The sequence below is a fragment of the Micromonospora sp. NPDC005413 genome, from assembly GCF_040606435.1.
GTDB lineage: Bacteria > Actinomycetota > Actinomycetes > Mycobacteriales > Micromonosporaceae > Micromonospora.
Map to the genome: position 1 here is coordinate 29,133 of NZ_JBEXEV010000012.1, position 23,180 is coordinate 52,312.

The following is a 23,180-nucleotide window of genomic DNA, read 5'->3' on the forward strand; positions in this document are numbered from 1 at the left end:
GACGGTTGCGAACTACCGGTCAGGCCGCCAGTGTGGCGTAGCGGCCGTTGCGGTCCAGCAGGCTGTCGTGGGTGCCGGCCTCGACGATTCGGCCGTGGTCGAGCACCGCGATCTGGTCGGCGTCGCGGACCGTGGAGAGCCGGTGCGCGATGGTGATCGTGGTCCGCCCCTCGGCGAGCACGTCGAACGCCCGCTGCACGGCCCGTTCGGTCTCGGTGTCCAGCGCGCTGGTGGCCTCGTCGAGGACCAGGATGCGCGGGTCGCGCAGCAGCGTACGGGCGATCGCCAGCCGCTGCTTCTCGCCGCCGGAGAACCGGTGGCCGCGTGAGCCGACCGTGGTGTCGTACCCGTCGGGCAGCCCGGCGATCAAATCGTGGATCTGAGCCGCGCGGGCGGCGTCCTCGATCTCCGCGTCGGTGGCGTCCGGCCGGGCGTAGCGCAGGTTTTCCCGGACGGTGGTGTGCAGCAGGTACGTCTCCTGACTGACCACGCCGACGATCGCGGCCAGGTCGGCCAGGCGCAGGTCACGCAGGTCGACACCGTCGACGGTTACTCGGCCGCCGGTCGGGTCGTGCAGCCGGCTGACCAGCCCGGCGAGGGTGCTCTTGCCGGAGCCGGTCTCCCCCACCAGGGCGAGGCTGGTGCCGGCGGGCACGTCGAGGGTGATCCCGGCGAGCGCTGCGGTGTCGCTGCCCGGGTAGCCGAAGGTGACGTCCTCCAGGCGCAGGTGGCCGCGTACCCGGGCGGGGTCGATGCGGACCGGCTCGGTGGGGTCGGCCACGTCGATCGGCAGGTCCAGGTATTCGAAGATCCGGGCGAACAGCGCCAGCGACGCGGTGAGCGAGACGCCGACGTTGAGCAGCCCCATCAGCGGCCGGAACAGCCCGCCCTGCAGGGCGGTGAACGCGACCAGGGTGCCGATGCTCAGCGTGCCGGCGGTGCCGGGCAGGCCAGCGGCGAGGTAGATGACCGCCGGTACGGCGGCGAAGATGATGCTCATCGAGGCCATGCGCCAGCGGCCGGCCAACTCGCTGCGCAACTCCAGGTCGACCAGGCGGGCCGAGGAGGCGGTGAACCGGTCGATCAGCGCCGGGCCGGTGCCGAGGGTCTTGGCCAGTTGCACGCCGCTGATCGAGAGCCCCTCCTCGACGGTGACGTTGAGGTCGGCGAGTTCGCGTTGCCGTTGGGCGGTGATCTCGCGGCGCATCCGGGCGACCCTGCGGGTCAGCCAGATCGCCGGCGGCAGCACCACGAGCGAGACCAGGGAGAGCTGCCAGGAGAGCGCGACCATGGCGACCGCGGTAGCGACCACGGTGGTGAGGTTGGAGGCGACGGCGGTGGCGGTGGAGGTGACCACCGACTGCATGCCGCCGATGTCGTTGGTGATCCGGGACTGCACCTCGCCGGTGCGGGTCCGGGTGAAGAAGCCCAGCGACTGCCGCTGGAGGTGACTGAAGACGTCGGTGCGCAGCCGGTGCATGACCTGCTGGCCGACCTGGGTGGAGATCCAGGTCTGGACGACGCCGAGGACGGCGGTCACGGCGGCCACGGCGACCATGCCGAGGACCAGCCAGACCAGCAGGGTCACGTCGCCCTGCGGCAGGGCCCGGTCGATCACGGCGCGCAGCAGGAACGGGGTGGCCATCGCGATGATCGAGGAGATCACGATGATCGCGGTGACGGCGGCCAACGCGGGCCGGTGGGGGGTGAACAGGCGGCCGATGCGGCGCAGCGACACCTGGCTGGCCTGCGCCTTCTCTTCGGCGCTGAGGGTACGGTGACCGCGGTCGCGGCCCATGGGGGTGGGTTCCAAGGAGCACTACCCTTCGGTTGACATATGCTGAGGTTACCTCATCATGAGGGAGCAACAGCATCGACTGCTACGGTATTCCGGTGACCGCGGACACCACCGGCAGCGCCGACGACGAGAGCCTGGCCGAGACTTTTTGGGGCGTCGCGTCCCGTTTGCGCCAGCAGACCCGGGAGTCGTTGGCACCGTGGGATATCACGCCCAGCCAGTCCCGGGCGCTCGGTGTGCTGGGCCGGCACGGTGAGGTACGCCCCAGCACGCTCGCCGAGCACCTGCGCATCGCGCCCCGCTCGGCCACCGAGGTCGTCGACGACCTCCAGGCCCGTGGGCTCGTCGAACGCCGACCCGACCCGGCCGACCGGCGGGCGACCCTGGTCGCGCTCACTGAGGAGGGCAACCGCGTCAGTGCTGCCATCCGGACCGCCCGCCGGGCCGAGGCCGACCGCTTCTTCGGCCACCTGGACGACGCCGACCGTGCCGAACTGGCCCGCATCCTGCGCACCCTGCGCGCCTGAGCTGCACGGAAGGGCACTTTGTTGGCGCCTCGTGTAGAGGACGGGGCCTGGCAGCGGGTTTGCCCACCTCGCGCGCGGGTAGCCAGCCGCCACCGTCCGGAGACGAGGTGACAGGAGGATGCTCGTGCCGCTGGTGTCCCACCTGAGCCGCCACCACGCCCACCTGAGCCGCCACCACGCCCACCTGACCCACCGCCCCGCCTGATGTGCGGGATCAGCGGGGAGGCGCGATTCGACGGCCAGTCGCCCGACGCGGCGGCGGTCATCCGGATGACCGAGGCGATGCGCTCGCGCGGCCCGGACGACGAGGGGCTGTTCACCGATGACTGGGTGACCCTCGGACACCGCCGTCTGACCATCATCGACCTGTCCGACGCGGGCGGCCAGCCGATGGTGCGCGACGACCTGGGCCTGGCGCTGGTCTTCAACGGCTGCATCTACAACTACCCCGAGCTGCGCGAGGAGCTGCGGAACGCCGGGTACGCCTTCGGATCCACCAGCGACACCGAGGTGATCCTGGTGGCGTACGCGCACTGGGGTGAACGCTTCGTCGACCACCTGGTCGGCATGTTCGCGATCGGCCTCGTCGACCGGGCCCGACGGCGGCTGATCCTGGCGCGCGACCGGCTCGGCATCAAACCGCTCTACCTCGCCGAGACACCCGGGCGGCTCCGGTTCGCCTCCACCCTGCCCGCGCTGTTGCAGGCCGGTGACGTCGACACCGGCATCGACCCGGTGGCGCTGCACCACTATTTGTCCTGGCACTCCATCGTGCCCGCGCCACGGACCGTGCTGCGCGGCGTACGCAAGCTGCCGCCGGCCACCCTGCGGGTGATCGAGGCGGACGGGCGCAGCCGCGAGGAGGTGTACTGGCGACCCGACTACGTGCGGGAGCCGGCCGACGCGGGCATGGACGCCGCCGACTGGCGGGCCGCCATCGGGGACGCGCTGCGCGCGGCGGTACGCCGACGGCTGGTCGCCGACGTACCGGTCGGGGTGCTGCTCTCCGGTGGACTCGACTCCAGCCTCATCGTGGCGCTGCTCGCCGAGGCCGGCCAACAGCACCTGCGGACGTTCAGCATCGGCTTCGACAGCCGCGACGGCGAGTCCGGCGACGAGTTCCACTACTCCGACCTGGTGGCCCGCGCGTACGACACCGACCACCACCGGATCCGGCTGTCGAACGACGACCTGGTGCCCGCCGTACGGCGTGCCGTGCTCGCGATGACCGAGCCGATGGGCAGCCACGACGTGGTCGCTTTCCATCTGCTCTCCGAGCAGGTGGCCCGGCACGTGAAGGTGGCACAGTCCGGGCAGGGCGCCGACGAGGTGTTCGCCGGGTACGGCTACCACCAGCCACTGACCGAGGCGCCCCAGCATGGCGCCGGCGAGACGTTCGCCGCCGCGTTCTTCGACCGCGACCACGCCGAGCTGCGCAGCATCGTCGGCCCGGCGTACGCCCTGGACCACGACGCCAGTCGGGAACTGCTCGCCGGGCACCTCGCCGCGCCCGGGGCGCAGACCGCGCTGGACGCCGTGCTGCGCCTGGACACCCACCTGATGCTTCCCGACGACCCGGTCAAGCGGGTGGACAGCATGAGCATGGCGTGGGGCCTGGAGGTGCGCACTCCCTTCCTCGACCAGGACCTGGTCACCCTGGCCGCGCACTGCCCGCCGGAGCACAAGGTCGCCCAGAACGGCAAGGGTGTCCTGAAGGAGGTCGCCCGGGAGGTGCTGCCCGCCGAGGTGATCGACCGGCCCAAGGGCTACTTCCCGGTACCGGCGCTGCGCAACGTGGACGGCCCGGTGCGCGAGCTGGTCGCCGAGGCGTTGCAGGCGCCGGCCGCGCGCGAGCGGGGGCTGTTCCGCCCGGAGTACGTGGCACGCCTGCTCGCCGAGCCGGACCGGGCTGGGGCGGCGGCCGGCAGCAACAAGTTGTGGCAGCTCGGGCTCCTGGAGCTGTGGCTGCAGACGCACGACATCCGCTGAGAGCCGCCGGTCAGTCGGTGGTGGTGCGCGCGGCCAGGTCGTCGATGACCGCGCGCAGGTCACCGGTACGCTCCAGCACCCGACGCTGCCGGGTCGCGCCGGTGCCGTCGCGGCGCAGCCGGGCCAGTTGTGCCAACACGTACCCCAGGTCGCCGTGGCGCAGCAGAGCCGGGGCGATCACCGCCATCATCTCGTCGACGAGCGCCCAGGCCGGTCGGGTGCCACCGGCGCGCAGGTCGATCAGCTCACCGTCGAGGCCGTCGTGCGCGGCACGCCAGTGCGCCGCGGCGACCAGGCAGTCACGGGTGGGCGGGGCGGTCACCCCGTCGCGTACGTCGTCGGCCAGGGTGGCGACCAGTGACCGGACCAGCGCGGCGACCAGCACCGCGTCGTCCACGTCGGGGCAGACGTCGCCCACCCGCACCTCCACGGTCGGGTAGGCCGACGACGGCCGGGCGTACCAGTAGACCATCGCCGCGTCGAGCATGATGCCGGCGGCGATCAGCTCGTCGACCGTCCGGTCGTAGTCGGCCGCGGAGTCGAAGTACGGCGTCGGGCCGATGCTGGGCCAGCGCTCCAACTGCATCGAGCGCCAGCTCGCGTGGCCCGTGTCCTGCCCGTCGTGCAGCGGTGAGTTGGTGGTGATCGCCTGCACCACCGGCAGCCACACGCGCAGGTGGTTGCAGACCTGCACGGCCAGTTCCCGGTCGGGCAGCCCGACGTGCACGTGACAGCCGCACACCGCCGGGTCGTGCGCCACCGGCCCGTACCGGCGTGACATCGCGTGGTAGCGCGGCCTGTCGGGCACCGTCCGGTGCGGCTCGGCCACGGGGGTGGCCCCGACCGCCACCAGCCGGGCCCCGGCCGCGGTGGCGGCCTCGGCGGCGGAGCGGCGCAGCGCCACCAGGTGCGCGCGCAGCTCGGCGAGGTCGGTGCAGACCGGGGTGACCATCTCGACCATGCTGTGCCGGAACTCCTGGCGGCTCTGGTGCCGGGCCGGACCACGCAGCGCGGTCAGCACCTGGTCGGCAACCGGCAGGTTGCGCCCGCTGTCCGGGTCGAGCAGCAGAAACTCCTCCTCCACGCCGAGCGTGAGGATGTCGAGGTCGGGCACGGTGTCGACGGTCGTCGGACGGTATGCCATGGCCGCCTCCATCGGCTCCTGCGGCCACGGGTGGACCCGTGGCCGGGGCGCCTCGGTTTCCCGGGCAAAGCATGCGGCAAACGCGGGCGCGGTTCTGAGACGATGCAGGAATGTTGATGCGCTGGCGCGGTTCCCGGTGGTTCCACATCGCCCTGGGTCTGGTGGTCGGTGGCGCCGTCGGGTTGGCGGTGTACCTGGCCAGTCGACTGACCGGGCCTGCCCTCTTCGCGCTCTGCGGCACGACGGCGGGCGGCGTCGCGGCGGTGGTGGCGTCCGCCTATTCACGGTTCTTCCAGTTGGCGGAGGTGACCGTCTCGGTCCCGCAGTTCAGCGAGCTGAGGTTCGCCGTCACCCGGGACAACAAGCAGACCGCCTGGCGGCTGTTCGTCGAGGCGGTCACCCGGGTGTCCGGCCAGCCGCTGGCGACCGGCACGGGTCTCGTGCGGGAGGCGATGACGTCGCTCTACCAGCTGTTCGCGATCACCAGGGAGGTGCTGGGCGAGGCGGCGCCGTCCATGCGTACGACCGGTCGCCCGACCGTGGAGCACCTCGCGATCGCCATGTTGAACAACGAGCTTCGACCATTCCTCGGACGGTGGCATCCGCGGCTGCGGGCGTGGGAGCAGGCCAATCCCGACGGGTCCGAGTCCGCCTGGCCCGACGACGCGGAATGCCGCGCCGAGCTGGCGGCGATGCAGCGCCGGTTGCTGCGCTACGTCGAAGGGCTCGGCGAGCTTGCCCAGGTGCCGAACGTCGACGACGTGATGCGCGGCATCCTCGCCGACCCACCGGCCCTTCCCGGCCAGCCCACGCGTCACTCGGCGGTGGCGGACCAGTAACCGGCCATGGCGGGTCAGTGCGGCGCGAGGGCCGCCGCGCGCGCGGTGAGGAAGGCCCGTTCGGCCGCGTTGTCCGTCAGCGCGACGGCTGTCCGGTACGCGTCGACGGCCTCCCCGCCACGGCCGAGCCGGGCCAGCAGGTCAGCCCGGACCGCATGGTGCACGTGGTAGCCGTCCAGGTCGAGCCGATCCACCTCGACCAGCGCCACCGCCGGCCCGGCCACCTCGGCGAGCGCGACCGCCCGGTTCAGCGCCACCACCGGGCCGGGTGCCACCACCAGCAGTTGGTCGTACAGCGCAAGGATCTGGCCCCAGTCGGTGTCGGCGCCGCGCGCTGCGGCGCTGTGCACGGCGGCGATCGCGGCCTGGATCTGGTACGGCCCGGGCCGCCCGCGGCGCAGGCAGCGGCGGACCAGCGCCTGGCCTTCGGCGATCAGTTCGGCGTCCCACCGGCCCCGGTCCTGCTGGGGCAGCGGCACCAGCTCACCGGTGGCGGTGGTCCGCGCGTCGCGGCGGGACTCGGTGAGCAGCATCAGCGCGAGCAGGCCGAGCGCCTCCGGCTCGTCCGGCATCAGCTCCACCAGCAATCGGGTCAGCCGGATCGCCTCGGCGCACAACTCCGCACGGCCCAGATGTCGCCCGGCGCTGGCCGTGTACCCCTCGTTGAAGACCAGGTAGAGCACCGTGAGCACGGCGTGCAGCCGGTCGGGCAGGTCGGCATCACGCGGCACGCGGTACGGGATCCGAGCGTTACGGATCTTCGACTTGGCACGGACCAGCCGCTGCGCCATGGTGGGCTCGGGCACCAGGAAGGCCCGGGCGATCTCGGCGGTGCTCAGGCCACCGAGCAGGCGCAGGGTGAGCGCGACCCGGGCGGCCGGAGCGAGCGCCGGATGACAGCAGGTGAAGATCAGACGCAGCCGGTCGTCGCGCACAGGTCCCTCCTCGACGGGTCCGTCGGCGGCGAACAGCAGGGCCGCCTGGGCGTGCCGGTCGAGGAGGGATGCGCCCGACGCAGCCGGTCGATCGCCCGGTTCCGGGCGGTGGTGATGATCCAACCGGCGGGACTGGGCGGCGGGCCGGTCGTCGGCCACCGCGCTACCGCGACGGCGAATGCCTCCTGGACGGCCTCCTCGGCGAGCTCGATGTCGCCGAGGAGGCGAACCAGGACGGCGACCGCGCGCCCGTACTCCGCGCGGAACACCGCCTCCACATCCAGCACGATCAGTCGCCGGCCCCACCCTGGAAGGGGCGCACCTCGATCGGCAGCGTGGTGGCCAACGCGTAGCGGCGGCCCCAGTCCAGGGCGACGTCCAGGTCCGGCACGTCGATGATGGTGATGCCGCCCAGGTGCTCCTTCCCCTCGACGAACGGGCCGTCGGTGACCAGGACCTCGCCATCGCGGGCACGCAGCACGGTGGCGGTCTCCGGGCCGTGCAGCCCCTGCCCGAAGACCCACGACCCGGTGGACGCCAGCTCGTCGCGCAGCTCACCGAGCTGGCGCATCACCCCGGCCAGAAACTCCGGGTCCGGGGGCAGCTCGCCCTGGGGCTGGTGAAGGCTGAGCAGGTACATGGTCATGGTTCCTCCTCGCGGGGGGCCGGCGCGTCGCCGACCTCTCATCCTTCACACGTTCGGCCCCCGCCCGGATCGACAGGCCGCCGCAAGAAATCTCGAAGGCCCCCGACCTCGGTGTTGGCGCCTCCTTTGCTCTGCTTCACCGGACGCAACGATGAGGGGGGTCGAGTGTCGCGTGGGTTGAAGCAGAGCAAAGGACGCGGGACAGGGGTGCGACCCCGCGCTGCCGTGGCGTGATCAGCCGTTCGATCAGCGCCGGGGAGTCATGCGCCGGGCGGTTGCGGGTAAGCGGCGCCGTGGCCGACGGCATGCGGGTGGTCGTGGTCGGCGCCGGTTTCTCCGGACTCGCCGCCGCGCTGGCGCTCACCCGCGCCGGTGCCCACGTGCGGGTGCTGGAGGCCCGCGACCGGGTGGGCGGGCGAGTGCTGACCCGCTGGCTGCCCGACGGCACCCAACTCGACCTGGGCGCGCAGTGGATCGGCCCGACCCAGGACCGGATGTACGCGCTGGTCGCCGAGCACGGGCTGGCCACCTTCCCGTCGGCGGCGGTCGGCGCGCCCACCCTGCTCTGGGCGGGCCAGCGCCGGGCCGAGCCGCCGACGCAGGCCGGTCGGGTGTTCGGCCTGCTCGACGAGTACGCCGCACGGCTGGACCCGGCCGCGCCCTGGCAGGCGCCGGAGGCCGCGCAGTGGGACCGGACGATCCTCGGCGGCTGGCTGCGCGCCACGGCCGGGGACGGCGACACCGCCGACTACCTCGGGCGACTGCTCGCCGGAGGGCTGCTGGCCACCAGCGCGGACGAGCTGTCCCTGCTGCACCTGCTGTTCTACCTGCGCAGCGCCGGCGGCACCGGGCCGTTGCTGGGGATGGCCGGCGGCGCGCAGCAGGACCGGATCGTGGGTGGGCCGCCGGCACTCGCCGAACGGATGGCCGCGGCCCTGCCACCGGGGACGCTGACGCTGGCCACACCGGTGCGGGAGATCGCACAGACCATCGACGGGGTGACGGCGTGGACCGACACCGGGCGCGTCGACGGCGACGCGATGGTGGTCGCGCTGGCGCCGGCGCTGGCCAGCCGGATCCGGTACGACCCGCCGCTGCCCGCGCTGCGCGACGGGCTGACCCAGCGGATGCCGATGGGTTCGGCGCTGAAGGTGCACGCCGTCTACCCGGAGCCGTTCTGGCGTGCCGACGGGCTCTCCGGGGTGGCCACCAGCAGCGCCGGTCCGCTCACCGAGACGGTCGACAACTCCACCCCGACGTCGCCGCTCGGGGTGCTGACCGGGTTCAGCTACTCCTCGGACGCCGCCGCGCTGCGCGAGATGTCCTCCGAGCAGCGTCGACGGTGTCTGCTGGACGCGTTCGCCGCCCTGGTCGGGCCGGGGGCCGGCAATCCGATGGCGCTGGTCGAGTACGACTGGTCGGCCGAGGAGTGGACGCGGGGCTGTTTCTGCGGCGCCCTCACCCCGGGGACGTGGAGCACGTACGGCCCGCGGTTGCGGGCACCGGTGGGGCGGGTGCACTGGGCGGGCACCGAGACGGCGACCCGCTGGACCGGCTACCTGGAGGGCGCGGTGCGGGCCGGTGAGCGGGCGGCGGCCGAGGTGCTGGCCGTGTGAGCGGGGACGACCGAGGCCGGCCCGGTCTCGGCGGGACCGGGCCGGCTCGGCCCACGGTGGCGACCCGGCCAACCCGGTCGGTGGGACGACCGGGCCGGCGCGGGCGCCCCGGTCAGGGGTAGGTGGTCAGGTACACCTGCTGGTTCGCCGCGTTCGCGGTGCCACCGGCGTTGTTGATCACCCGGTTGATGGTGCCGACGCCACCCAGCGAGACGGTGACCATGTTGGTGAACCGCACGTTCGGGTTGGTGGGCACCTCGAAGGCCCGCTCCTCGACCACCGCGGGGTTGACGTTGAAGTAGCTGTAGCTGCCCAACCCGAACGCCTGGTGGCTGGTCACCGAATCCGCGACCTTGTACGCGGCATAACCCCGGGTCGACCCGTTCATCCAGGCCGCCTGGTTGGGCGGGTCGTACGGCAGTTCGTTCTGGTAGAAGTACGTCCGGCCGCCGTTGCCGTTCCAGACGGTCTGGTACTTCTGGTAGTGCTCGACGAAGAGGCCGTACATGGTGACGTTGTCGCCGTTGACCGTGAGCCCGGTGTCCGCGGTGTTCAGCGTCCACCCGGTGGGTACGCCGGAAGCGGCGTGATCGGCCCGCCACAGCCACATGTGGTCGCCGATCACGTTGTCACTGTTGACGGTCAACGTGTTGGTGGCCTTGCCGACGTGTGGCCCGCCGATGCGGAAGAACACGTCGTGCAGCGAGGTCGGGTTCGCGGCGTGGCTCGCGGACGAGCCGGCCGGCCCGACCTCCATCAGCACCGGCGAGTTGGTCGTGCCGGCCTCGAACATGAGGCCGGCCACCTTGACGCCGTCCACGTCGGCCACCCGCATCGCCACGGTGCCGTTGTCGGCCTGGATGGTCGCCAGGCCGAGGCCGAGGATCACCGTGTCGGCCCGGTTGACCTGGATCGGCTCGGTGACGTGGTGCACGCCCGGGGTGAAGAGCAGGTGCTTGCCCTGGGCGAGGGCCGTATTGATGGTGGCCGCGCTGGTGCCCGGCTGGACGACGAAGAACTGCGACAGCGAGATGGACGAGCCGGCCGGGGTCTTGTTGTACCAGCTGGTGCCGGCGGAGTTGGTGCGCAGCGCCGGCACGAAGACCCGGTACTCACCGGTGCCGTCGACGTAGAGGAACGGCTTCTCCCGGACCTGTGGGGTCTGGCCGATGACGGTGTGCGACGGGTTGGGGAAGCTGGGCGCCGGCGCGCCGGTGACGCCCTGGAAGACCATGTTCCACACCGAGCCGGTCCAGCCGTTGCCGAACTCGCTGTTGCGGGAGTACCACTGCTGCTGCGAGCCGGAGACGACCAGCCCGTCGACGCGGGTGTCGGCCATCAGGCCGCCACTGGACCAGCCGTCGCCGCCGTTCCAGAGCTGGATCTGGTTCTGCGCGCCGCGCAGGTGCATCCGCCGGTACGGCGCGGCCTGGGACACCGCCCAGCGCTCGACGCTGACCCCGGCGGGCAGGGTCACCGAGAGGTTCTCGGCGGCCCGCCAGAAGTTCTGGGTGGCGTTGCCGCCGAACCAGGTCGCCTCGACCCGGACGTGGCCGTTGAGGTTGACGTCGTCGGGGCTCATGCCGAGGCCGGCGACCTGGGTGAAGAAGCCCAGGTTGACGTCCGCGGTGTAGGTGCCGGGCTTGAACAGCACCGCGTAGCGCTGCGGACCGAACTGGTTGGTCTCCTGCTGGGTGAAGAGGGTGTTCAGTCGGCTCTGAATGGTGGCGGTGGGGGTGCTCGGGTCGAAGACGAACGTGTTCGGCCCGAGATTGGGGTTGCGCGGGTCGGTGGGCGTCACCGGGGGTTCGCTGGTGCCGCCGGTCGTGTGCACCGCCAGCTCCCACAGCGAGTAGCCGTAGGTGGTGCCCCGGGCGGTGCCGTACATCCGCAGGTAGCGGCCACTGCCGGTGACGTCGAGGGACTGCGTGCCACCGGCGCCGGTCGTGGTCGAGTAGATCGTGGTCCAGGTGGCCCCGTCGGCCGAGGTCTGTAGCTGGAAGGCGCGGGCGTACGCGGCCTCCCAGGTGAGCACCACCCGGCAGATCGTCCGGGTGCTGCCGAGGTCGACGCGCAGCCACTGCGGGTCGCTGGCGGCGCTGGCCCAGCGGGTGCCCGGGTTGCCGTCGACCGCGGCGGACGCCGCGAGGCCGGCATCCTGAGTGGACGAGGCGGTGGCCGGGCTGCCCTGCGCGACGTTGGTGCTGCCGCAGGTCGGCGTGCTGCCGCCGGTCTCGCCGTAGACCTGGAACTCCCAGAGCGAGTAGCCGTAGCCGGTGCCCCGGGCCGTGCCGTTCATACGTACGTAGCGGCCGGCGCCGGTGACGGTGAGGTTCTGCGTGCCGCCGGCGCCGGTGGTGGTCGAGTAGATCGTGGTCCAGGTGGCAGCGTCGTCGGAGGTCTGGAGCTGGAAGGCCCGGCCGTACGCGCCCTCCCAGAGCAGGTTGACCTGACTGATGGTGGCCCGGGTCCCCAGGTCGACCTGGAGCCACTGCGGGTCGCTGAAGGCGCTGGCCCAGCGGGTGCCGGTGTTGCCGTCGACCGCGGCGGCGGCCGGGGTGCCGGCGTTCTCGGTGGACGAGGCGGTGGCGGGGCGCCCCTGGGAGAGCAGCGTGGGCGCGGCCTGCGCCGGTGTGCTGGCGCCGGTCGGGGTGAGGGCGGCGACCAGCGCCACGGTGAGCCCGAGGAGCAGGTGGCGGACGGCACGCCGGGGACGCGGGCGTACGGATGTAGCACGAGATGTCATGACATCGCCTGTCGATAGGGGGTTCCGGACGACGCGCAGGTGGGATCGGGCTCGCCCGTGATGCCGTGGGTGGTGCCGCCGATGCGGCGTCGCGGGGTGGAGAGCGCTCTCGTAGGAGTGTTGCGGCGCGATTGCGACGGCGTCAAGACATCGATCTATAACACTGTTATTTATCCCGAAGGTTAGCTATGGGCGGTTCGCCCTCAGTGCGGAGGCCACCGTCGGGTCAGCGGCGGACGCCACCCTCGGTGAGAAACCGGGCGATCGGCAGCGTGGCGGCGCCCAACGCCACCGCGTCCACCCCGAGCCGGCACAGCTCGATCGACGCCTGCTCGTACGGCTGGCGCAGTGCCTGCCGGCCGGCGGCCTCCCGGACGGCCGGCAGCAGGTCGCCCAACGCCATCGCCGCCCACCCGCCGAGCACCACCCGCTCCGGGTTGAACAGGTTGATCAGGTTGGCCACGCCTGCGCCGAGGTAGCCGGCGGTGTCGTCCAGCACCCGCCGGGCGGTGGCCGAGGTCGCGGCGGCGGCCACCAGCGCGGCGATCTGGGACTCCTCGTCCTCCCCCGGCACCGCTCGACCCCGGCGTGCCTCCCGGTAGCGGTCGATGATCGCCTCCGCACCCACGTACGCCTCCAGGCAGCCGCGCGCGCCACACCGGCAGGCGCGTCCGCCGTACACCAGGGTGGTGTGCCCCCACTCCCCCGCGCTGCTGGACGCGCCCCGGTAGGTGGCGCCGTTGGTCACCACCGACGCGCCCACGCCGGAGCCGACCAGCGCGAAGACCGCGTGCCGGGCGCCCCGGCCGGCACCGAACCACATCTCGGCCTGCCCGAGGGTCTTCGCGCCGTTGTCGATGTGCAACGGCAGGTCGGTGCCCGCGCCGATCAGGCGCTCCAGCGGCACCCGGTCCCAGCCGAGGGCCTGGGCGTCCACCACGGCCTGGGTGCCCTGCTCGACCACGCCGGAGACGCCGATCCCGACACCGAGCACGTCGCCGGTGGCGACCCCGGCCTGCCCGGTCACCGCGTCGATACCGGCCAGCACGTGCCCGGCCACCAGGTCGGGTTCGGTGCGCGCCGGATCGAGCGGGTACTCGACGCTGGCCAGCAGGGTCATCGCGAAATCGAACAGCTCGACCCGGACCCGGGTCTCGCCGACGTCCACGCCGATCACGAACGCGAAGCGGGGCGCGATTCGCAGCAGCATGCTGGGCCGCCCGCCGTCGGACTCGGCGGCGCCGGCCTCGGCGACCAGCCCCTCGTCGATCAGGTCGGCCACCACGTTGCTCACCGCCGGCTGGCTCAGCCCGGTGCTGCGCACCAGGTCCTGCCGGGTGAGCGGGGCATCGAGGAAGAGCTTCGTCAGCAGGGCAGACCTGTTGCGCAGCCGGACACTCCGGTTGGTGGCTCGCGCCAGCTCCACTCGGCACCTCGATCCCGTCGGTCGTTCGAGCGACTGTAACCGCCCCGTGCTTGACGACCCACTGGACAGGAACTTTAATGACGACATTCATTAAGCCGTGATGTAACTCCCGGGAAACGCCGTCGGCCCCCGACGGCGCACCCCCGAAACCCGTCCGCAGCCGGCCGCCCGTCGCCCACCCCTATCGACGACGGAGGTCGGCGGACTCCCACCACGCACCGGAAGGGCTGACCGTGTCGAGACGACACCTCGGGATATTCACCGCCGCCGTACTGGCGGCCGCCTCGCTGACGGCCTGCGGCGGCTCCGGCGACGACTCTGCCGCAGCACCGAAGACGCTCACCTACTGGGCCAGCAACCAGGGCGCCAGCCTGGAGGCCGACAAGACGATCCTCCAGCCGGAGCTGGACAAGTTCGAGAAGCAGACCGGCATCAAGGTCACCGTCGAGGTGGTCCCGTGGTCTGACCTGCTCAACCGCCTGCTCGCGGCCGCCGCCTCCGGCAAGGGCCCGGACGTGGTCAACATCGGCAACACCTGGTCGGCGTCGTTGCAGGCCACCGGCGCGCTGGTCGAGTTCGACGACGCCACACTGCAGGCCGTCGGCGGCAAGGACCGGATCGTGCCCGCCGCGCTCGCCGCAGCCGGCGCCCCCGGCAAGCCGCCGGCCGCCGTGCCGCTCTACAGCATGGCGTACAGCCTGTACTACAACAAGAAGGCGTTCGCCGACGCCGGCATCACCGCACCGCCGACCACGTGGGAGCAGCTCGCCGAGTACGGCAAGAAGCTGAGCACCGGCGGCAAGTGGGGCCTGGCGATCGAGGGGGCCAACCCGTCGGAGAACGCCCACCACGCCTTCACCTTCAGCCAGCAGTACGGCGGTGAGTGGTTCGACTCGGCCGGCAAGCCGACCTTCGACACCCCGCAGAACGTCTCGGCGATCAAGCGCTACATCGACTTCATGGCCGCCGACAAGATCACCAACCCGAGCAACGCCGAGTACGCGCAGAACCAGTCGGTCTCCGACTTCGCCAACGGCAAGGCCGCCATGCTGCTGTGGCAGTCCGCCGGCTCCAACCTGAAGACGCAGAACATGCCCGCCGACGCGTACGGGGTGGCCCCGGTGCCGTTCCTGGCCAGCCCACCGGCCGGCGGCAAGAAGGTCAACAGCATGGTCGCCGGCATCAACATGGCGGTCTTCAAGCACACCAAGAACCGTGACGGCGCGCTGAACTTCGTGAAGTTCATGACCAGCGACGAGGAGCAGACGATCCTCAACCGCACGTACGGCTCGCTGCCGGCGGTGAAGACCGCGGGCTCCGACCCGGCGTTCACCGCCGTCGAGCAGAAGACCATCCAGGAGACCCTGGTCACCACCGCGGCCCCGCTGCCGCAGGTGCCCGAGGAGAGCACCTTCGAGACCCTGGTCGGCACCGCGATGAAGGAGCTGTTCGCCGACGCGGCCAGCGGCAAGCCGGTCACCGAGGAGTCGGTGAAGGCGAAGCTGACCGACGCGCAGCAGAAGATGCGCTGACCCAGGCGTCACCGGTGGCCGTGGTCGGGTGCTGAGCCCGGCCACGGCCACCGCCTCCGAGAGGACCCCGATGGCAACCAGCACCACCGCGCCGGACGCCGACCGGCGCGAACCCCGGGCCGGGTCACCGGCTCGGGGGCCGGCCCGCCGGCCCCGCGGCCCCCGCCGCTCGCTCCTGCCGTACCTGCTGCTCGTACCGGCCATCGTGCTGGAACTCGCCATCCACGTGATCCCGATGGTGGTCGGGGTCTGGATGAGCCTGCTGGAGCTGACCCAGTTCCACATCCGCGACTGGTCCACCGCCCCCTTCGTCGGGTGGGAGAACTACCGGGCGACGCTCGACCTGAACAGCGCCGCCGGTAGGGAACTGCTGCACTCGTTCTGGGTCACCCTGGCCTACAGCCTGCTCTCGGTCGGGTTCGCCTGGCTGCTCGGCATCTCGGCGGCGGTCGTGTTGCAGAAGCCGTTCCGTGGGCGGGCGATCCTGCGGGCGCTCTTCCTCACCCCGTACGCCCTGCCCGTCTACGCCGCGGTGATCACCTGGAGCTTCCTGCTGCAACGCGACACCGGCCTGGTCAACCACGTCCTCGTCGACCAGCTCGGGCTGCTGAACGAGCGGCCGTTCTGGCTGATCGGCGACAACAGCTTCTGGTCGCTGCTGGTGGTGTCGGTGTGGCGCAACTGGCCGTTCGCGTTCCTCTGCCTGATGGCCGGCCTGCAGAACGTGCCCGGCGAGCTGTACGAGGCCGCCGCGATCGATGGCGCCGGGTTCTGGCGCCGACTGCGCTCGGTCACCCTGCCGATGCTGCGGCCGGTGAACCTGGTGCTGCTGCTGGTGCTGTTCCTCTGGACCTTCAACGACTTCAACACCCCGTACGTGCTCTTCGGCGGCTCCGCGCCGGAGCAGGCCAACCTGATCTCCATCCACATCTACCGCAGTTCCTTCAAGACCTGGGACTTCGGCTCCGGCTCGGCGATGTCCGTGGCGCTGCTGCTGTTCCTGATGATCGTCTCGGCCGCTTACCTGCTGATCACCAACCGTCGGAGGGACGACCATGCGTGAGACCGCCGGTGAGCGCTGGGGCCGGCGCATCGTGCTGACCCTGCTCACCCTCTTCGTCGTCATCCCGCTCTACGTGATGGTCACCTCCGCGGCGAAGCCGTTGCAGGACGTGCAGAACGGCTTCACCTGGTTGCCCAGCCGACCCACCCTGCAACCGTTCGTCGACATGTGGAGCACGGTGCCGCTGGCCCGGTACCTGGTGAACAGCCTGGTGGTGTCGAGCATCGCGGCCGTCTGCTCGGTGGCGGTGGCCATCTTCGCCGCGTTCGCGGTCAGCCGGTACCGGTTCCGCGGCCGGGGCGTCTTCTCGGTGACGGTGCTGTCCACCCAGATGTTCCCCGGCATCCTGTTCCTGCTGCCGCTGTTCCTCATCTACGTCAACCTGGGCAACGCCACCGGCATCGAGCTGTACGCCAGCCGCACCGGCCTGGTGATCACGTACCTGACCTTCTCGCTGCCGTTCTCCATCTGGATGCTGGTCGGCTACTTCGACTCGATCCCTCGGGGGTTGGACGAGGCGGCGCAGGTCGACGGGGCCGGGCCGCTGCGCATCCTGTTCCAGGTCATCCTGCCGGCCGCCGTGCCCGGCGTCGTCGCGGTCACCGTGTACGCGTTCATGACCGCCTGGGGTGAGGTGCTCTTCGCGTCGGTGATGACCGACGAGGGCAGCCGCACCCTGGCCGTCGGTCTCCAGGGCTACTCCACCCAGTTCAACGTCTACTGGAACCAGATCATGGCCGCCTCGCTGGTGGTCAGCATCCCGGTCGTCGTCGGGTTCCTGGCCCTCCAGCGCTACTTCGTCGCCGGCCTCACCGCCGGCGCGGTCAAGTGAGTCATCCAACCTCAGAGGAGAACCGACCCGTGCCCGACCTGTCCAAGCTGCCACCCGACTTCCTCTGGGGCGTCGCCACCGCGGCGTACCAGATCGAGGGGGCCGTCGACGTCGACGGCCGGGCGCCGTCCATCTGGGACACCTTCTCGGCGACCCCGGGCAACGTCGACAACGGCGACACCGGCGCGGTGGCCTGCGACCACTACCACCGGTGGCCGGAGGACCTGGCGTTGCTGCGTCGGCTCGGCGTGGACGCGTACCGTTTCTCGGTGGCCTGGCCCCGGGTGATGCCCGACGGCGTCGGGCGGGTCAACCCCGCTGGGCTGGACTTCTACGACCGGCTCGTCGACACGCTGCTCGCCGACGGGATCCGACCGTTCGTCACGCTCTACCACTGGGATCTGCCGCAGGCTCTGCAGGACAGGGGTGGCTGGCCGCAGCGCACAACCGCCGACGCGTTCGCCGACTACGCGGCGGTGGTCGCCACCCGCCTCGGTGACCGGGTGGCCGACTGGAACACGGTCAACGAGCCGCTCTGCGTGTCCTGGATCGGGCACCTGGAGGGGAAGATGGCCCCCGGCGAGCGGGACCTCACCCGCGCGGTGCACACCTCGCACCACGTGCTGCTCGGGCACGGGCTGGCCACCCAGGCGATCCGCGCCAACGCCGCCCGACCGGCCTCGGTGGGGCTGGTGCTCAACCTCAGCCCGATCGAGGCGGCGACCGACCGACCCGAGGACGTCGCGGCGGCCCGACGCGCGGACGGGCACGTCAACCGGTGGTGGCTGGACCCGATCCACGGGCGCGGCTACCCCGCCGACATGGTCGCCACCTACGGGGTCGAGCCACCGGTACGCGGCGACGACCTGGCGGTCATCGCCACGCCGACCGACTTCCTCGGTGTGAACTACTACTTCCGTCAGTTGGTGGTCGACGACCCGGCCGGACCGCCCCCGTACGCCCGGCAGGTGCCGGTGCCCGGCTCGGTGGAGACGGGGATGGGTTGGGAGGTGTACCCGGCGGGGCTGGAGCGGCTGCTGGTCGAGGTGCACGAGGAGTACCGGCCGGGCCGGATCATCGTCACCGAGAGCGGCTCGGCGTGGCCCGACGAGGTCACCGCGGACGGCACGGTGGAGGACAAGGAGCGCACCGACCACCTGGAGCAGCACCTGGCCGCGTGCGCGTCGGCGGTGGCCCGGGGTGTGCCCCTGGACGGCTACTTCGTCTGGTCGCTGCTGGACAACTTCGAGTGGGCGTACGGCTATGACAAGCGTTTCGGGCTGGTGCATGTCGACTACGCCACCCAGCGTCGGACGGTGAAGGCGAGCGGCCTGCGCTACGCCGAGCTGATCCGCGCCCACCAGCGTCTCGCCGGTGCCACCGGGACCGCCACACCGGTGGCCTGAACGGGGGCCGGCGAGGCCGGCACCCTGGGCGCCGCGTCGAGCGGCGCCCAGGGCGTTCCGTCCGCCGACCGGCGCTCGGTCGAGGACACGCGACCGGCGCTCAGTCCAGGACGCGGGACCAGGCGCTCAGTCCAGGACGCGGCGGGACAGCGACGGCGGCAGTCGGCCGGCGAGCAGCCAGCCGGCGCCGGCGGCGAGCAACGGCAGCCCGGCGGCGATCGCGACGAGGTGAGCGACGGGCACGGCGCCGAGCGGATCGAGGTCGCGGTGCAGGGCGCCGGCCAGCGCCAGGTAGGCGCCGGTCACGCCCAGCACGGCACCGAGCAGGGCCAGCGCTCCGGCGGTGGTGGCGGTGAGCGTCCGCCGTACCCGCCTCGGTGCCCCGGTCGCGGCCAGCGTGCGCAGGTCCCCCGCCGCCTCACCCCGGATGAGCCCGACGGTCGTCGCCAGCACGCCGAGCGCGAGCAGCACGCCGGCGCCGGTCGCGCCGGTCCGCAGCGGGGTCAGCGAACTCTGCTCCCGACGGGACTCGATGGTGAGCCCGGCGGCAGCGGCCAGGTCCTGGGCCGTCGCCAGCTGCGCGTCGGTGAGGGGATGATCGGCCGCGAGGAACCAGCCGACCCGGGCCGGCTGCCAGCCGTGCCGGCCGAGCGCGGCGGGAGTGATCAGCGAGTCGGGCAGCCCGGTGTAGCCGGACCGGGGCAGGGGGCGCACGGTCGGCCGTACCCCGCGGGCGGGGATGTTCAGCAGCGCCAGCTCACCGGTGCGGGTGGTGAGCACATCGGTGTCGGCGTCGACGGCCATCCCGGCCGCGCCGTTCAGCCGGAGCAGCCCGGGACTGACCACGTAGAGCGGATGGGACGGCGTCGACTCGCCGTCTGCGACCGGGGCGCCAATCTCGACCGCCGGGTGGCCGGTCGGTCCACCCTCCCGGCCGGGGTCGGTGTGCGCGGCCACCACCGCCATGTCGAGCGGAATGACGGTGGCCGCTCCCACGGTGGCCGCGATGGTGTCGGTCCGGGCTTGGAGAGCGGCGAGCTCGGCCGCCGTGCGCTCTGGAATCACCGGATCCGGTTGGCCGATCCGGATCAGCAGTTGACTGGCCGCGAGGTTGCCCAGCCCGGCCGCCTCCCGGCTGCGGTACTCCGCTGCGGCGGAACCCACCACGATCGCCGCCGACAGGCCCACCGCGAGACTGATCGCGGCGAGCGCGGCCCCGGCCCGAACGCGGTACCGGGCCAGATCCGCCAGGGCCAGCCGGACCGCCACCGGGAGGTTTCCCCGGGCCGCCGCCAGCGCCGGGATGGCCAGCGGACCGACGAACAGCACGCCGAGCGTGATGCCGACGGCGCCCACCCCGATGAGCAGCGGGTTCGACCCGTCGGAGAGCACCAATGCCGTGAGGCCGGCGGCGAGCAGCGCGACCGCGACCACGGCGGTCCGCCGCGCCGCCGGCGGGGTCGGCGGCCGAGCCGACAGTGCGCTCATGATCGGGGTACGGGCAACCGCGCGGGCCGGCCACCAGGCCGCGGCGGTAGCCGTCACCACGGCCAGCAGCATGCCCGCGCCGATGGTGAGCCAGGGCAGGTCGAACCGGGCGATGCGGTGCCCGGCAGAGGTCTCGACGAAGCCGGCGGTGATCAGCCAGGCGGCGACCCCGACGCCGGTGCCGCAGACTGCGGCGACTGACCCGACCGCCGCGCCGTTGACCAGCAGCACCAACCGCAGGTGCCGACGGGTGGCGCCCATCGCCGCCAGCATGCCGAGCTGACGCAGCCGGCGCTGTGCCAGCACCACGAACCCGGCGGCGGCCACGAGAGACACCAGCAGCAGACCGACGGTGGCCAGCGCCAGCGCGGCGATGGTGAGCGTGGTGCGCTCGGCCGCCGGCCGGGCCTCGCGTACCAGCGGGCCGTCGATGGTCCGGCGAAACTCCTCCATGGTGTCGCGGTCGCCGGCCACCAGCACGGTCACCGACTGCGGTCGATCGGCGTGCGCCGGGTCGGTGAGGGCGAACTCGTCGTGCAGGTCCGCCGGGTTTTCCACGACCCCGACGATCAGGCGGTCGGAGTCACCGAGCTGGACCCGGGTGCCGAGCCCGGCCCGCAGCGCTCGCTCCACCCCGTCGGTGACCGCCACCTCGGCGGGCCCGGTCGGGTAGCGGCCCTGCCGCAGGGCGAGCATCGGGCCGCCGTACGCGCCAGCGGGGTCCTGGGCCCGGACGTCGACCGGGTCGAACAGCCCCGGCACCGGCACGTGCCGGTGACCGATCACGTCGATCGTGCCGAACCATGCCCGAGCGGCGGTGACCCGGGCGTCCAGCGCGGCCGGGTCGTCACCGGGGATCCGGAGGAGCTGGTCGGCGCGGCCGAACGTGGCGTCGGTCGACGCGGCCAGGTTCCAGGTCGCCGCCAGACCGAAGGTGGTGCCAGTGACCGCGACCGTGATCAGCGCGATGGCCAGCAGTTGCTGCCGCCACTCGCGGCGGAACAGTCGTACCGCCCAGCGGATCACCGCGCGGCGGGCCGGGAGCCCGCCGCCAGCGGGCCGGGCGGTCGTCCGGCTGCGGCCAGGGTCGGCGGTCACGGCGTCGGGCCCGGGGCGAGCAGGGCGTCCGGACCGGCCGACGGGGCGGTCTGGTCGACCACCCGACCGTCCCGAATGAAGATCACACGATCGGCCCAGGACGCGAGTTGGGCATCGTGGGTGACCATCACTCCGGCGATGCCACGCTTGCAGGCCGAGCGGAGCATCCGCAGAACCGCCTCGCCATTGGCGGCGTCGAGGGCGCCGGTGGGCTCGTCGGCCAACAGCAGCCGCCGCTCCCCCACCACGGCCCGGGCGATGGCGACCCGTTGGCGCTCGCCCCCGGAGAGGTCGTCGGGGAAGTGACCGGCGCGGTCGGTCAGCCCCAGCTCGTCGAGCACGCGCAGGGCGGCGGCGCGCGCCGGGCGTACGGCCATGCCGTCCAACTCCAGGGGCAGGGCCACATTCTCGACGGCGGAGAGACCGGCGAGCAGGTTCAGGTCCTGGAAGACAAAGCCGAGTGAGCGGCGACGCAACCGGGCGGTGGCGTCGGCGGAGAAACCGGCCAGGTCGGACCCGCAGACCGTCACCTGGCCGGCGGTCGGCTCCTCCAGGGTGCCGGCGATGGTCAGCAGGGTGCTCTTGCCCGAACCGCTGGGGCCCATGACCGCGACCAGTTCACCGGCGACCACGTCGAGGTCGACCGCGCGCAGGGCGTGCACGGCGGCGGCGCCCGAGCCGTACACCTTGGACACCTGACGCAGGCTCAGCACGACGCTCATCGCCGGGCTCCTGCGGCGTCGCCCCGGGCCGGCCGCGTGGGGCGACTGTCCTGGCCGTCCGCGGTCGGCGACGTGTCCGTGGGCGGTGCGCTGGCGACGGGCGGTGCGCCCGCGGCGGGCGCGGTCCGGTGGCTGCGCAGGCGGGCGTCCGCAGCGTCCAGCCAGCGGACGACCGCTTCCAGGCGGAACAGCTCGGCGTCGACGACGAGGCCGAGGCCGATGTCCTCCGGTGCCGCGTCGGCCTTGAGGTGGGTGTAGCGCTGCATCTCCTCGACGATCCGCCGGCGGTGGGCCTGGAGGATCTCGGTCACGTCCACCTGGGCCAGCCGCATCGCCACCTGGACCTTCATCACGAGCTCGTCGCGGGGCGGCGGCCCGGCCTGCGGCGGCGTCCGCAGCCAGGTGTGCAGCTCCCGCTCGCCGTCGGCGGTGAGCCGGTAGCGCTTCTGGGCGCCGTCGCGGCCGGCGTCGTCGGTCTCGACGTGTCCCTCGCGCTCGAGGCGTTGCAGCGTGGTGTAGACCTGCCCGACGTTGAGCGGCCAGACCTCGCCGGTGCGCGCCTCGAACTCCTGCCGGAGCTGGAGACCGTACTTCGGTGCCTCGGTGAGCAGCGCCAGCATGGCATGACGAATACTCACGATCCATCACCTACAGTCAGCATACTCGGTATAATACACAGTATTATCGCGCTGACACTCCCCCGTTCGACCTCCGTCCACAGTCGTGGTCCTGTACGGCCCCCGGTGGCTCACACGTCGCTGACCCGTCGCAGCCCGAGCAGGTTGGCCGGGGTGTCCACGTCGACCGGTGAGCCGACGTCGTCGCAGGGCACCTCGACCACCAGGTCCGGTCGGTCGCGCAGCAGGTCGCGGGCACCCCGGTCGCCGACGGCGTACCCGTCCAGCAGCGGCCAGGTCTCCCGACACAGCAGGACCGGGTGCCCCCGCCGACCGGCGTAGGTGGCGACCGCGACGACCGCGCCCCTCGCGTACGCCCCTCGCACCCGGCGGACCGCCACCGGGCTGAGCAGCGGCTGGTCGACGAGGACCACGACAGCAGCGGGTACGTCGGCCGGCAGTGAGGCCAGGCCCCGGCGCAGGGACGAGCCGAGCCCTTCGGGCCAGCGGTCGTGACGCACCGGCACCGCGCCGGACAGGTCGGGCACCTCGTCGGCGCCCGCGCCGAGCACCACGTGCACGGGTGCGCAGCCACCGTCGCCGAGCAGCCGGATCCCGCGTCGCACCAGCGGCTCGCCAGCCAGCTCGACCAGCGCCTTCGGTCGGCCGTACCGCCGCCCGGCGCCGGCGGCCAGCAGCAACCCGGCGGTCACCGGTAGGTCCGGCACCCGCCCCACCTCCCGCGTTATTCGCCCT

Annotated in this window: 17 protein-coding genes and 1 pseudogene; 8 read left to right on the forward strand and 10 right to left on the reverse strand. The window is 72.4% G+C overall.

All coding sequences use genetic code 11. The annotated features are described in order from the left end of the window. Positions 1 to 19 precede the first annotated feature (19 nt). Positions 20 to 1,798 carry an ABC transporter ATP-binding protein gene (locus ABZS37_RS15700; protein ID WP_355169651.1) on the reverse strand — a complete coding sequence of 593 codons (1,779 nt, stop codon included), beginning with the start codon at positions 1,796 to 1,798 and terminating at the stop codon, positions 20 to 22. Between the two features lie 95 nt (positions 1,799 to 1,893). On the opposite strand from ABZS37_RS15700, the gene ABZS37_RS15705 reads away from it, so the two are divergent. Together ABZS37_RS15705 and ABZS37_RS15710 are read left to right on the forward strand one after the other, a co-directional pair. Continuing rightward, positions 1,894 to 2,325 carry a MarR family transcriptional regulator gene (locus ABZS37_RS15705; RefSeq protein WP_354994255.1) on the forward strand — a complete coding sequence of 144 codons (432 nt, stop codon included), beginning with the start codon at positions 1,894 to 1,896 and terminating at the stop codon, positions 2,323 to 2,325. Positions 2,326 to 2,529: 204 nt separating this feature from the next. Continuing rightward, a complete protein-coding gene (locus ABZS37_RS15710) occupies positions 2,530 to 4,314 on the forward strand; it encodes an N-acetylglutaminylglutamine amidotransferase (protein ID WP_355169439.1) in 1,785 nt (594 codons plus the stop codon). A 10-nt stretch (positions 4,315 to 4,324) separates the two neighbouring features. Here the strand turns inward: ABZS37_RS15710 and ABZS37_RS15715 are convergent, their stop codons facing one another. Further along, positions 4,325 to 5,458 carry a glutamate--cysteine ligase gene (locus ABZS37_RS15715; RefSeq protein WP_355169441.1) on the reverse strand — a complete coding sequence of 378 codons (1,134 nt, stop codon included), beginning with the start codon at positions 5,456 to 5,458 and terminating at the stop codon, positions 4,325 to 4,327. 116 nt (positions 5,459 to 5,574) lie between these two features. On the opposite strand from ABZS37_RS15715, the gene ABZS37_RS15720 reads away from it, so the two are divergent. Continuing rightward, the gene (locus ABZS37_RS15720) at positions 5,575 to 6,297 is read left to right on the forward strand and encodes a hypothetical protein (RefSeq protein WP_355169443.1); all 723 of its coding nucleotides are present in this window, start codon (positions 5,575 to 5,577) and stop codon (positions 6,295 to 6,297) included. Positions 6,298 to 6,311: 14 nt separating this feature from the next. On the opposite strand, the pseudogene ABZS37_RS15725 reads toward ABZS37_RS15720, so the two are convergent. Next, positions 6,312 to 7,519: pseudogene (locus ABZS37_RS15725) on the reverse strand (RNA polymerase sigma factor). Positions 7,520 to 7,521: 2 nt separating this feature from the next. Further along, positions 7,522 to 7,878 (reverse strand): YciI family protein, encoded by a 357-nt coding sequence (locus tag ABZS37_RS15730; protein ID WP_354994260.1) that lies wholly within the window; start codon positions 7,876 to 7,878, stop codon positions 7,522 to 7,524. Positions 7,879 to 8,108: 230 nt separating this feature from the next. Here ABZS37_RS15730 and ABZS37_RS15735 point away from each other — a divergent pair, with 230 nt between their 5' ends. Beyond that, positions 8,109 to 9,494, forward strand: a complete 1,386-nt coding sequence (locus ABZS37_RS15735; RefSeq protein WP_355169445.1) for an FAD-dependent oxidoreductase — start codon at positions 8,109 to 8,111, stop codon at positions 9,492 to 9,494. Between the two features lie 112 nt (positions 9,495 to 9,606). Here the strand turns inward: ABZS37_RS15735 and ABZS37_RS15740 are convergent, their stop codons facing one another. Continuing rightward, complete coding sequence (locus ABZS37_RS15740; protein WP_355169447.1) at positions 9,607 to 12,240, reverse strand: discoidin domain-containing protein; 2,634 nt, start codon at positions 12,238 to 12,240, stop codon at positions 9,607 to 9,609. A 226-nt stretch (positions 12,241 to 12,466) separates the two neighbouring features. Then, positions 12,467 to 13,666, reverse strand: a complete 1,200-nt coding sequence (locus ABZS37_RS15745) for an ROK family transcriptional regulator (RefSeq protein WP_355169449.1) — start codon at positions 13,664 to 13,666, stop codon at positions 12,467 to 12,469. A 233-nt stretch (positions 13,667 to 13,899) separates the two neighbouring features. On the opposite strand from ABZS37_RS15745, the gene ABZS37_RS15750 reads away from it, so the two are divergent. The 4 genes from ABZS37_RS15750 to ABZS37_RS15765 all read left to right on the forward strand — a co-directional run bounded on the left by ABZS37_RS15750 (position 13,900) and on the right by ABZS37_RS15765 (position 18,499). Beyond that, the gene (locus tag ABZS37_RS15750) at positions 13,900 to 15,198 is read left to right on the forward strand and encodes a sugar ABC transporter substrate-binding protein (RefSeq protein WP_354994264.1); all 1,299 of its coding nucleotides are present in this window, start codon (positions 13,900 to 13,902) and stop codon (positions 15,196 to 15,198) included. A 70-nt stretch (positions 15,199 to 15,268) separates the two neighbouring features. Continuing rightward, the gene (locus tag ABZS37_RS15755; protein WP_355169451.1) at positions 15,269 to 16,261 is read left to right on the forward strand and encodes a sugar ABC transporter permease; all 993 of its coding nucleotides are present in this window, start codon (positions 15,269 to 15,271) and stop codon (positions 16,259 to 16,261) included. Then, on the forward strand, positions 16,254 to 17,093 hold the full coding sequence (locus ABZS37_RS15760) for a carbohydrate ABC transporter permease (protein WP_355169453.1): 840 nt from the start codon (positions 16,254 to 16,256) through the stop codon (positions 17,091 to 17,093). Before ABZS37_RS15755 ends, ABZS37_RS15760 begins: the two co-directional genes overlap by 8 nt. Before the next feature lie 29 nt (positions 17,094 to 17,122). Then, complete coding sequence (locus ABZS37_RS15765) at positions 17,123 to 18,499, forward strand: GH1 family beta-glucosidase (protein WP_355169455.1); 1,377 nt, start codon at positions 17,123 to 17,125, stop codon at positions 18,497 to 18,499. A gap of 126 nt (positions 18,500 to 18,625) precedes the next feature. Here the strand turns inward: ABZS37_RS15765 and ABZS37_RS15770 are convergent, their stop codons facing one another. The 4 genes from ABZS37_RS15770 to ABZS37_RS15785 all read right to left on the reverse strand — a co-directional run bounded on the left by ABZS37_RS15770 (position 18,626) and on the right by ABZS37_RS15785 (position 23,152). Continuing rightward, positions 18,626 to 21,085, reverse strand: a complete 2,460-nt coding sequence (locus ABZS37_RS15770) for an ABC transporter permease (RefSeq protein ID WP_355169457.1) — start codon at positions 21,083 to 21,085, stop codon at positions 18,626 to 18,628. Then, positions 21,082 to 21,807, reverse strand: a complete 726-nt coding sequence (locus ABZS37_RS15775; RefSeq protein WP_355169459.1) for an ABC transporter ATP-binding protein — start codon at positions 21,805 to 21,807, stop codon at positions 21,082 to 21,084. The genes ABZS37_RS15770 and ABZS37_RS15775 overlap by 4 nt, the downstream gene beginning before the upstream one ends. Further along, complete coding sequence (locus ABZS37_RS15780; RefSeq protein ID WP_355169461.1) at positions 21,804 to 22,445, reverse strand: helix-turn-helix transcriptional regulator; 642 nt, start codon at positions 22,443 to 22,445, stop codon at positions 21,804 to 21,806. The genes ABZS37_RS15775 and ABZS37_RS15780 overlap by 4 nt, the downstream gene beginning before the upstream one ends. A 110-nt stretch (positions 22,446 to 22,555) precedes the next feature. Further along, positions 22,556 to 23,152, reverse strand: coding sequence for a nucleotidyltransferase family protein (locus tag ABZS37_RS15785; protein ID WP_355169463.1), 597 nt, complete (start codon positions 23,150 to 23,152; stop codon positions 22,556 to 22,558). Between the last annotated feature and the right edge of the window lie 28 nt (positions 23,153 to 23,180).